Annotated in this window: 7 protein-coding genes; 3 read left to right on the top strand and 4 right to left on the bottom strand. The window is 75.0% G+C overall.

The annotated features are described in order from the left end of the window. Positions 1–40: 40 nt before the first annotated feature. The 3 genes from P3T37_RS28805 to P3T37_RS28795 all read right to left on the bottom strand — a co-directional run bounded on the left by P3T37_RS28805 (position 41) and on the right by P3T37_RS28795 (position 5,055). On the bottom strand, positions 41–1,357 hold the full coding sequence (locus tag P3T37_RS28805; protein ID WP_280726842.1) for a hypothetical protein: 1,317 nt from the start codon (positions 1,355–1,357) through the stop codon (positions 41–43). Between the two features lie 197 nt (positions 1,358–1,554). Next, on the bottom strand, positions 1,555–3,993 hold the full coding sequence (locus tag P3T37_RS28800) for an SUKH-4 family immunity protein (protein ID WP_280726841.1): 2,439 nt from the start codon (positions 3,991–3,993) through the stop codon (positions 1,555–1,557). Positions 3,994–4,053: 60 nt separating this feature from the next. After that, positions 4,054–5,055, bottom strand: a complete 1,002-nt coding sequence (locus P3T37_RS28795) for an SMI1/KNR4 family protein (protein ID WP_280726840.1) — start codon at positions 5,053–5,055, stop codon at positions 4,054–4,056. A 369-nt stretch (positions 5,056–5,424) separates the two neighbouring features. On the opposite strand from P3T37_RS28795, the gene P3T37_RS28790 reads away from it, so the two are divergent. Together P3T37_RS28790 and P3T37_RS28785 are read left to right on the top strand one after the other, a co-directional pair. Further along, on the top strand, positions 5,425–5,865 hold the full coding sequence (locus P3T37_RS28790; RefSeq protein WP_348533291.1) for a YwqJ-related putative deaminase: 441 nt from the start codon (positions 5,425–5,427) through the stop codon (positions 5,863–5,865). A gap of 125 nt (positions 5,866–5,990) precedes the next feature. Next, entirely contained in the window at positions 5,991–6,455 is a 465-nt protein-coding gene (locus P3T37_RS28785) for an SUKH-3 domain-containing protein (RefSeq protein ID WP_280726839.1), read from the top strand. 19 nt (positions 6,456–6,474) lie between these two features. On the opposite strand, the gene P3T37_RS28780 is transcribed toward P3T37_RS28785, so the two are convergent. Then, positions 6,475–7,746 carry a histidine kinase gene (locus tag P3T37_RS28780; protein ID WP_280726838.1) on the bottom strand — a complete coding sequence of 424 codons (1,272 nt, stop codon included), beginning with the start codon at positions 7,744–7,746 and terminating at the stop codon, positions 6,475–6,477. 187 nt (positions 7,747–7,933) lie between these two features. Between P3T37_RS28780 and ppc the strand changes: the two genes are divergently transcribed. After that, positions 7,934–10,735: a phosphoenolpyruvate carboxylase gene (gene ppc / locus P3T37_RS28775; protein ID WP_280726837.1), complete on the top strand. Its 2,802-nt coding sequence runs from the start codon at positions 7,934–7,936 to the stop codon at positions 10,733–10,735. Positions 10,736–10,779: the final 44 nt, after the last annotated feature.

Below are 10,779 nucleotides of genomic sequence, written 5' to 3'. Positions count from 1 at the left end.
GCGGAGGGCGCCACGGGTCCTGCGCCCCGAGACTTCTTCTTCAGGTGCGGCGGCGGCCGACCGTGTTGGGCAGGCTGTCCAGCTCGGTGCCGTCGTCGATGATCACGATCTTCGGAATGATCGCCGTCGCGTCCTCGGGCGCCACCGGACGCGGGGCGTCCTGCGGCGGCGCAGGCGGCGCGGGCGGCGGGGCCACCGGGCGCGGCGGCACCTGCGGGGCGGCCGGGGCCGTAGCGGCCACCGGGCCGGGGTTCAGCAGCGCGGTCCGCGGGTCGGCGGGACGCTCGTCCTCCGGCACCGCGGCGTCCAGCAGGCCCTGCGGCAGGCGCAGCACGGTGGTCGGCGCGTCCTGCGAGCGGACCGGCACGGGCACCTCGCCGGTGTCGGCCTCCGACGCGACGGGCTCCGCGGCAACGGGCTCCGCGGCGACGGGCTCCGCCGCAGGCGCGGCGACCGGGCCGTCGATGCCCGGCTCGATCATCCCGACTGCCTTGCCGGTCAGCGAGGCCAGCGTCCCCTTGATGTGGTCCAGGTGCGTCTGCACCGTCTCCTGGCGCTTCTCGAACTCGGCGCGGTCCCGGGCGATCTCCGCGTTGATCCGCTCGACCTCCCGGCGGGCCTGGTCGAGCAGCTGGTCGGCCTTGGCCTGCGCGTCGGTGTCGGTCTGCTTGATCAGCCCCAACACGCTCTCCCGGTACTGCTCGGCCTCGCGCAGCCGGCGCTCGGCGGCCACCGAGAACGTGGCCTCCTCGGCCACCGCGGCCGCCTCCTCGACGGCGAACCGCTCGTCGGCCTCCCGGCGCAGCTCGGCCAGCCGCACCTCGGCGCGCTCGCCGGCCTCGGCGGCCTCCACCCGGATCTTGGCGGCCTCGCCGGTGGCGGCGTCCCGCAGGGCGCGGGAGTCGCGGTCGGCCTCGCCGCGCAGCTTCTCGGCCTCGGCACGGGTGCGCTCGTCGGTGCGCCGGGCGGCCAGGTCGGCCTCGGTGCGGGTGGTCTCGGCGTACTCGGTGGCGGCCTTGCCGAGCGCCTGCCCGGCCTCGTACACGGTGTCGCGGGTGTCCTCGGCGAAGCGCTCCGCCTTGTCCCGGACGGCCTGCGCCTCGTTCTCGGCCATCGCCATCAGGGCGAGCGCCTGCTCGCTGAGGACCGCGTAGTCGGGCGCGGGCGCGTCGGCAGCGCTCTGCACGGTCTCGGCGAGCTGGATCTCCAGCGCGCGGATGTGCGCGCCCAGCATGCTCAGCCGCTGCCAGGCCTCGTCACGCTGCGCGGTCAGGGACAGCAGGGCGTGGTCGACCTGCTCGGGCGCGTACCCGCGCCGGGCAGCGGTGAAGCCGTACGACGGGACGGCGTCGCTCATGGGCTCTTTTTCCCCTCAGTGGCTCTGGGCGGCTGACTCGGGCGGTGCGGGTCGCAGGGACTCGCGGGCGTTTCCCGGATTGGTCCTCTTGACCTATTTTGCGCAGATCATCTGGAAAGCCCAAGGAAGCGACACCACCCGACGCCCCCGGCGGCCCCGCGTCGGTGGACGCGGGGCCGCCGGAAATCAACGGCGGGCTACAGCAGGCCGTCCCAGAACTGTTCCAGGAGGACCGCCCACCAGGTGTCGGGCCCCTGGAGGGCAGCCGGGTCGATCGCGGCCAGCTCGGCCTGGAAGTCGGTGGTCCAACGCCCGGCCTGATCCGGGGTCAGTCCGTAGCGCAGCGGCCACATCCGACCGAGCAGGGCGAGCGACCGGACGAACTCCGGCACACCACTGTTGACGAAGCGGGGCTGCTCCCCGGTTCCGTCGAGTTCCACCGCGACCACCGCGGCTGTGCCGTACTGCACACAGAGCTGTCGGCCGTAGTCGTTGCCGAGCACGAGATAGCCGCCCGCCTCCGGCCCCGCCGGCAGGCCGCGCTCGGCCGCCAGCTCGGCCAGCGTCGGGATCGGCCGGCCCTCCTGGGCCTGCGCCCAGAAGAACGGCCCGAAGCTGATCGGCAGGCCCGCCCACATCAGGGTCTGCGCCACCACCTCGGGCACGCCCTGGCGGGAGACCGCGCGCTGCTCGTAGCGGAACACGCCCGGGCCGAAGAACTGCGCCAGCTCGGCGCCGAGCTGCTGCGGCGGGACGGCCGGCAGCTGCGGGACGGCGCCCGGCGGCGGCAGCGGCACCCGGACCGGGCGCGGGCGCTGCGGACCGGCGGCCAGCTGGTGCAGCTCGTCCAGGTGGTTCAGCAGCTGGGCCATGCCGGTCTGCCGGGCGTGGTGCTCACGGCCGTACGGCGCCGTGTGGGTGACCCGGACGTTCGGCCAGGAGGTCCGGACCAGGCGCGCGCAGTAGCCGCCGGGCAGGTCGCAGCACTCCAGCTCGGTGTGCAGCTCCAGGACCTGCTCGGGCGGCACGCCGAGCCGGCGCAGCTCCTGGAGGATCTTCCACTCCGGGTGCGGGGTGCCGGGCTCGCTGCGCTGCATCACCTTCTGCTCGGAGCCGTCCGGGGCGCGGTAGCTGAGCACCGCGAGGTAGCCCGGGCCGACGGTGGGCACCCCGGGCGGGACGGGCGCGCCCTGCGGCGGCAGCCCGGGCACCGGCGCCGCGGCACCGGGCAGACCGGGAGCGGGCTGACCGGGGACGGGCTGGCCGGGAGCGCCCGGTCCCTGCGGGATGGCGGACGCGAGCTGGGTGGCGGCCTGCGCGACCCCGGCCGCGGCCGGGCTCGGAGCCGCAGCCCCCGAACGGGAGATCACGGCCCGGCTGGTGGCGGCGTCGGCCAGGTCGGCCGCGCCCTGCGCGGGAGCCGGTGCGGCCGGCGGTGCGGCCGGGCCGCGCAGACCCGCCGGCGGCGGAGGCGGCGGGACGCTGCCCGCGCTGCGGCCCAGGCCGACCCCGTGCTGCGGGGCGTTCTCGGCGCTGTTGCCCGCGTGCAGCAGGCCGCCCGGCGGGGGCGGCGGAGCGACCGACCCGCCGCGGCCGCCGGCGACCGGCGCGGGCGGGGGCTGGCCGGGCCCGCCGCGCAGACCCGCCGGCGGCGGGGGCGGCGGGGCGCTGCCCGCGCTGCGGCCGAGGCCGACCGCAGGAGCGCCCGGACCCTGCGGCGCACCGGGCAGGCCCATCAGGCCGGGGACGCCGTCCGGGGAGGCCATCATGGTCGGCGCGTAGTCGATGGACGGCGCAGCGGCCGCGGCCTCGGCGGGCGGGGCCGGCGCAAGCGGGGCGTCCGGCGCGCCGGGCAGGCCCATCAGGCCGGGCACGCCGTCCGGCGGCGCCAGCATGGTCGGCGCGTAGCCGCCGACCGGGGCGGGCGGCGGTGGCGGTGTGGGCGACGGTGGTGCGGGCGTCGGTGCGGGCGGCGGGGTGGCCGACGGCCCGAGCGACGACACGAACGGCGGCGCGGGCGCGGCGAACTCGTCGGCCAGGTGGTAGCCCTCGGGCAGCGCCACCGTGGCGCCCTCGGGGAACACCGCGGGAGCGGGCGCGGGCGCGGCGGGCGGCGGCGCCTGCGGCGGCCAGTGCGAGGGCGGCGGCGCGAGCATGGTCGGCCCGTCACCGGCCGGCCGGTCGGAGAGCGGCGGCGCGGTGAGCTGCACTGGCTCGACGGGCGCCGGGGCAGGAGCGGGTGCGGGCGCGGGCTCGCCCAGCCGGGCCGCCTCGGCGGCGATCGCCGCGGCACCCGCCTCCTGCAACCACTGCGGCGGGCTGAGCAGGAACGAGGTCGCCTCGGCCGGAGCCGGCGCCGGCTTCGCACTCTCTGCCGGACGCCCGTACGTCTCCTCGTAGCGGCGGACCACCTCGTTGACCGGCAGCGCCGGCCAGAGCGTGCCGGCCCCGCTGTCCCGGGCGATCACCAGCTTGACCGCGCCGCCGTCCGAGGACGGTCCGCCGGCCCGGTCCTCGGCCCAGCAGACGAACCCCAGGTCGAACTCCCGTACCCGGACCTCGCGCTGCTGGAACGGCGGCACGCCGCCGTTGATCCAGTCGGTCGCCAGGTCCTGTGCCTGCGCGTACGTCACCATGCCCGGCCTGCCTCCACCGTTGAGCCGCCCTCGTCCTCTATGCCCGTCACGCCGGACCCATCACGACACCGGCACCGCACGGGCGAACCCGCCGTCGACCATCAGCTCCGCCACCGTCTCCAGCTCCGGCGGGCTGCCGGCCAGCCGGAGCAGGAAGTCGTCGAAGTCGTTCCCGCAGCGCAGCAGCAACCGCTGCACCCGGTCCGCGGGCTCCTCGGCCCCACCGGTGTCGCGCGCGTCGTCGTACAGGCAGAACCAGACCGAACCCAGGTCCGCCCCGCGCACCTTGAGCGCGACGATGCCGCCCTGCGCGTACGCGATGCCGAGGTAGTCCTTGGTCAGGTGGTCGCGCAGGCACTTGTTGGCGTAGACGAGGTCGTCGACCCCGTACTCCTCGCTGAGCGTCAGGAACGGCTGGTCGAGCAGCAGTCCGAGCTCGGTGTCCAGCGCCACGCCGACCGGTCCGCGGCCGCCGGCCAGCTTGAGGAAGGAGCGGTACTGCCCGGGCAACCGGTAGCCGAGCCGCTCCTCGGCGGCCTGCAGCAGGTCCTCGCCGACGGTGACCTGCTCGGCGCCCTCCTTGGAGAGCGAGAAGTGCACCGCCCGCCGGTCCTGCAGCGGGCGGGTGCCGCGACGGGAGTGGTCGGCGCTGGAGCGGGCCAGGCCGCCGTGGTGCCGCAGCAGGGCCTTGACCTCGACCGGCACCAGCTCCATCCGGCGCCAGCCGGGGGCCGCGCCGCCGACCGCGTGGTGCCAGGTCCAGCCGGGCGGGGTGGCCACCGCGGACTCCAGGTCGGCCCAGAGCTCGTGGCCCTGGCTGAACAGCGCGGCATTGGCCGAGACGTAGTCGGTCAACCGCAGCTCGTCCACGCCGAAGCCCTCGGGCGGATCGGCGACCTCGGCCGCGGCACGGGCGTAGGGGCCGAAGTCCGGGTGGCCCTGTTCGTCCACCCGCACCCCCGCCGGGTACATCGCCGCGCGCACCGGATCGGGAAACTGCACCACCTGGCCCGCGTAGGCCGCGTTGGGCGCGGCAGCGGCGCCGGGCCGACCTGTCGTCATCTGGGAGCCCCCACTGGCTGAAGCGGAATTGCTAGCACCAGGGTATGTGGTCGGGCCCGTCCGCGGTCCCCCCACCCGGTGGTTGACAGGGCCTCGCGCAGGGCCTCGCGCAGGGCCTCGCGCGCAGCGCCGTCCGCAAGCCGCTTCGCACGCCCGTTCGCAGGGCTAAGTGAGGAACTCCCGGCCGGAGTTGTGTACAAGCCGTGGAGTCGGCGATCCTGCTGTACACCCCCGGGTACCCCGGCTCGCCAGTTGTCCGAGTCGTTTGGCAGGCTGGCCCCGGAACCCGAGACCGAAGGAGCAGCCGTGGACATCCGTCAGCCGACCGCGCCCCCGGCCGTCCCCGCTCCCACTCCCGTCCCCCCGCCGCTGGGTGCACCGCTGCTGCGCCATCACCGGGACAGCCTGCTGCCGGCGGTGGCCGCCGCCCTCTCGCTGCGCGGCGGGGACGTCCAGACGATGGCCGGCCGCAAGGCCGACCAGCAGCCCGAGTTGCACCCGCTGATCGGCGAGTTCCTGGACCGGCTGCCGATCGAGCAGCGCGAGCGCTTCACCGGCCGGTGCCCGGAGGCCGTGCTGCTGTCGAAGTACCTGACCGAGGTGGACGCCGGGCGCTCCAAGCGCGCCGCCAAGAAGCCGCTGTCCCTGCACGACGCCCGCAAGGCCCTCAAGGGGGCCAAGTTGACGACCGTGCGGATCCGCGAGGAGGACGACCCGGCGCACGGGACGCACGCACCGCCGTGCCGCTCCTGCCTGCCGCTGCTCGACCACCTCACCGTGCAGAGCGTCGCGGTCGCCCAGCGCTCCTGACCTGCCGCTGACCGGCCGAGCGCCGACCGCACCCGCACACGTCCCGTCCCCCGAGCCCGGAGTACGTCCTGAACCCGACCGCCACCACCGCTCCCCCGCGCTCCCAGCCGCGGTTCTCCGCCGACGTGGCGGCCGCGCTCAAGCAGGCCGGCTGGCACCCGGGCCGCTGGGAGATCCGCCGGGCCGAGGAGTGGGCCGACCAGCTGGTCGCGCACGGCTCCCCGGCAGGCGTCCAGCACGCGGTCTTCCCGGCGGCCGTGGAGGCCTGGGCCGAGTTCGGCGGGCTCTCCTTCGACCTGTCCGGGGCCGGGCGCCAGGTGGCCAGGACGCCGTTCCTGCTCGACCCGCTCTGCGGGCTGCACCAGCCGCGCACGCTGGCCGACCTGGGCCGGGCGCTGGACTGCCGGGTCGCGCCGCTCGGCGAGGAGCTCTACGGCCAGGCGCTGCTGGCCATCGACGAGACGGGACGGGTCTTCAGCCTGGACCACACCGGCGAGTGGTTCCTCGGCAGCGACATCGACCAGGCGGTCAGCACCCTGCTGCTCGGCACCCTGCCCGAACGCCTGCGCACCGTCGCCGATCCGCTCTGACGGCCCCTCAAGGAGCGCTTCAGGTCAGCCGATCCGTGGAGACCGCCAGCCGGGACGGCAGCAGCGCCTCCACCCGGTAGCCGCCGTCCTGCTCGGGCCCGGCCAGGAAGCTGCCGCCCAGCGCGAGCACCCGCTCGCGCATCCCGACCAGCCCGTTGCCGCCGCTGGGCAGCTTCACCTGCTCGGCGACGCCCGGGCAGTCGTTCAGCACCGCCACCCGGAAACCGTTGGGCAGGTACGCCAGCAGCACCGAGACCCGCGCGCCGCCGGCGTGCTTGTGCGCGTTGGTCAGCCCCTCCTGGACCACCCGGTACGCGGTCTGCTCGGCGTCCCCCCGGTACGGACGCCGGGTCCCGCTGACGGTGAGCGACACGGTCATCCCGGCCGCCTTCGACTGGTCGACCAGCCGCGGCAGCTCGGCCAGCACGGACGGCGCCTCGACCGCCGGGTCCTCGTTCATCCGCAGCACCCCGAGGATCTCGCGCAGCTCGTTCAGCGCCTGCCGCCCGGTGTCGGCCATCAGCTTGGCGCTCTGCGCCGCCTTCTCCGGGTCCTTGGCGACGATCCGCTCCAGCGCGCCGGCGTGCACCACCATCAGGCTCACCCGGTGCGCCACCACGTCGTGCATCTCCCGGGCGATCCGGGTGCGCTCCTCCAGACGGGCCCGGCGGGCGCGCTCGCGGGCCTGCTCGGCGAGCAGGTCCAGCTCGGCCTCCAGCCCGTGCGCGCGGTCCTTCAGCGACTCGACCAGTCGGCGCCGGGCCCCGATGTAGAGCCCGGTGACCACCGGCGGCACGGTCAGGCCGACCGCCACCAGCACCGCGATCAGCACGAAGACCCAGGTCGCCGGCAGCGGCTCGCCGGGTTTGGGCTCGATGGTGAGCAGCGAGAAGAGCACCATCCCGAGGGTCTCCACGAAGACCACCGAGGAGAGCACCAGCACCCGCCCGCGCCGGGACGGCCAGGTCCAGGTGGCCGCCAGCGTGTAGAGCGAGACCACCAGCAGCACGATCCCGAACAGCCCGGGCACCAGGGCCATCGACACCAGCACCGGCACCGCCGGCCAGCGCCGCCGCACCAGCAGCGACCCGCCGCCCAGCGCGCCGATCACCATGGCCGGCACGACCGCCGCCGCGCCCAGGTGCAGGCGGGCGCCGAAGAACGAGGAGGCGCCCACCGCGCACTCCAGTGCGGCCAGCGCGGCCAGGACTCCGTCGAGGAGCGCGCTTCGCCGCCGCTCCCACCACCACAAGCCGCGGGCCGACGCGCCCTCCCCTGGCGACATGCTCATGGGGGACAGCCTAAGCGAGCCGCCCCTCCCGCCCCACCGAGTTCTTCCGACCGGGGCAACCCCACCCGGCCGACTTCTGTCCGGCATCCGGCCACTGCCACGGTCCAGACCACCGTCCGACCTATATTGGTCCGGTCGGACAGCGCGGTCCGTCGTTGCCGAACCCCACCTTCCCAGGGAGCCAGCCGTGACCGCTCAGGTCCCCACCTCGGCCGACCACCCGAGTGCCGATCCGGCCGCCGACAATGCCGCCCTGCGCGCCGACATCCGCAGACTCGGCGACCTGCTCGGCGAGACGCTGGTCCGCCAGGAGGGCCAGGAGCTCCTCGACCTGGTCGAACAGGTACGCCGGCTGACCCGCACGGACGGCGAGGCCGCCGCGCGGCTGCTCGCGGAGATCGACCTGGAGACCGCGGCCAAGCTCGTCCGCGCCTTCTCCACCTACTTCCACCTCGCCAACGTCACCGAACAGGTCCACCGCGGCCGCGAGTTCGCCACCCGCCGGGCCCGCGAGGGCTCGCTGCTGGCGCAGACCGCCGACCAGCTCGCCGACGCGGACCCCAAGCACCTCGCGGACACCCTGGCCAACCTGGCGGTCCGCCCGGTCTTCACCGCGCACCCCACCGAGGCGGCCCGCCGCAGCGTGCTCAACAAGCTCCGCCGGATCGGCGAGCTGCTGGAGCGCATCCACCGCGAGCACGTCGCCTCCGGCCTCTCCGTCTCCGACCCGGTGCGGCACTCCTCGGCCAAGCGCTCGGCCGACCGCCGGCTCGCCGAGGTGATCGACCTGCTCTGGCAGACCGACGAGCTGCGGATCGCCCGTCCCGAGCCCACCGACGAGGCCCGCAACGCCGTCTACTACCTGGACGAGCTCTACCGCGAGGCCGTCCCCGAGGTGCTGGAGGAGCTGCACGAGGAGCTGGCCCGGGTCGGCCTGGCGCTGCCCGACGGCGTCCGCCCGCTGACCTTCGGCAGCTGGATCGGCGGCGACCGGGACGGCAACCCCAACGTCACCCCGCAGGTCACCTGGGACGTCCTCAACCTCCAGCACGAGTACGGCATCAAGGACGCCCTGGACGCCGTCGACGACCTGCGCAACTCGCTCTCCACCTCGGTCCGCCTGGCCGGCGCCTCGGCCGAGCTGCTCAGCTCGCTGGACGCCGACCTCACGCTGCTGCCCGAACTCAGCCCGCGCTACAAGCGGATGAACGCCGAGGAGCCGTACCGCCTGAAGGCCACCTGCGTCCGGCTCAAGCTGGAGAACACCCGCGAGCGCCTCGCCAACGGCACCCCGCACGTGCCCGGCCGCGACTACCTCGGCACCCGCGGGCTGATCTCCGACCTCAAGCTCATCCAGGACTCGCTGCGCGGCCACCGCGGCGAGCTGATCGCCGACGGCCGGCTCGCCCGGGCGATCCGCACGGTCGAGGCGTTCGGCCTCCAGCTGGCCACCATGGACGTCCGCGAGCACGCCGAGGCGCACCACCACGCGCTCGGCCAGCTCTTCGACCGGCTCGGCGAGGAGGCCTGGCGCTACGCCGACATGCCGCGCGAGTACCGGCAGAAGCTGCTCGCCAAGGAGCTGCGCTCGCGCCGCCCGCTGGCGCCCACCCCGGCCCCGCTGGACGCCGCCGGCACCAAGACGCTGGGCGTCTTCAACACCATCCGCGAGGGCTTCGAGCGGTTCGGCGACGAGATCGTCGAGAGCTACATCATCTCGATGTGCCAGGGCGCGGACGACGTCTTCGCCGCCACCGTGCTGGCCCGCGAGGCCGGCCTGATCGACCTGCACGCCGGGATCGCCACCATCGGCATCGTGCCGCTGCTGGAGACCACCGACGAGCTCCAGCAGGCCGACCGGATCCTCGACGAGATGCTCTCCGACCCGTCCTACCGCCTGCTGGTCTCGCTGCGCGGGGACGTCCAGGAGGTCATGCTCGGCTACTCGGACTCCTCCAAGTTCGGCGGCATCACCACCTCCCAGTGGGAGATCCACCGCGCCCAGCGCCGACTGCGCGACGTGGCCCACCGCTACGGCATCCGGCTGCGGCTCTTCCACGGCCGCGGTGGCACGGTCGGCCGCGGCGGCGGCCCCTCGCACGAGGCGATCCTCGCCCAGCCCTGGGGCACCCTGGAGGGCGAGATCAAGGTGACCGAGCAGGGCGAGGTGATCTCCGACAAGTACCTGCTCCCCTCGCTCGCCCGGGAGAACCTGGAGCTGACCCTCTCCGCCACGCTGGCTGCCTCCGCGCTGCACACCTCGCCGCGCCAGGCCCCCGAGGAGCTGGCCCGCTGGGACGCCGCGATGGACCAGGTCTCCGAGGCGGCGCACACCGCCTACCGAGCGCTGGTCGAGCAGGAGGACCTGCCGAAGTACTTCTTCGCGGCCACCCCGGTCGACCAGCTCGCCTCGCTGCACCTGGGCTCGCGCCCGTCCCGCCGCCCGGACTCCGGCGCGGGCCTGGACGGCCTGCGGGCCATCCCGTGGGTCTTCGGCTGGACCCAGTCCCGCCAGATCGTCCCCGGCTGGTACGGCGTCGGCTCCGGCCTGGCCGCCGCCCGCGAGGCGGGCCTGGGCGACGTGATGGACGAGATGCACGGCAGCTGGCACTTCTTCCGGAACTTCCTGTCCAACGTCGCGATGACGCTGGCCAAGACCGACCTGCGGATCGCCCGGCACTACGTCGAGACCCTGGTGCCGGACGAGCTGCGCCACGTGTTCGACCAGATCACCGCCGAGCACGACCTCACCCTCAAGGAAGTGCTCCGCCTCACCGGTGAGAGCGAACTCCTGGAGTCGAACGACGTGTTGAAGCAGACCTTCACGGTCCGCGACGCCTACCTGGACCCGATCTCCTACCTCCAGGTGGCGCTGCTCCGCCGCCAGCGCGAGGACGTCGCGGCGGGCCTGCCCGAGGACCCGCTGCGCGCCCGCGCGCTGCTGCTGACCGTCAACGGCATCGCCGCCGGCCTGCGCAACACCGGCTGACCGGAAGGCGGTACGACGGTGGCGGCCCCGGGTGGGCCGCCACC

Source organism: Kitasatospora sp. MAA4 (genome assembly GCF_029893355.1).
GTDB lineage: Bacteria > Actinomycetota > Actinomycetes > Streptomycetales > Streptomycetaceae > Kitasatospora.
The sequence above is the reverse complement of the archived record's forward strand: the minus strand, read 5'-3'. Positions and strand labels throughout refer to the sequence as shown.

What these genes read in the sequence shown, in the direction of transcription:
- P3T37_RS28795 (WP_280726840.1), bottom strand. Translation starts at nt 5,055, where the DNA reads ATGACGACAGGTCGGCCCGGCGCCGCTGCCGCGCCCAACGCGGCCTAC.
- P3T37_RS28780 (WP_280726838.1), bottom strand. Translation starts at nt 7,746, where the DNA reads ATGAGCATGTCGCCAGGGGAGGGCGCGTCGGCCCGCGGCTTGTGGTGG.
- P3T37_RS28800 (WP_280726841.1), bottom strand. Translation starts at nt 3,993, where the DNA reads ATGGTGACGTACGCGCAGGCACAGGACCTGGCGACCGACTGGATCAAC.
- P3T37_RS28805 (WP_280726842.1), bottom strand. Translation starts at nt 1,357, where the DNA reads ATGAGCGACGCCGTCCCGTCGTACGGCTTCACCGCTGCCCGGCGCGGG.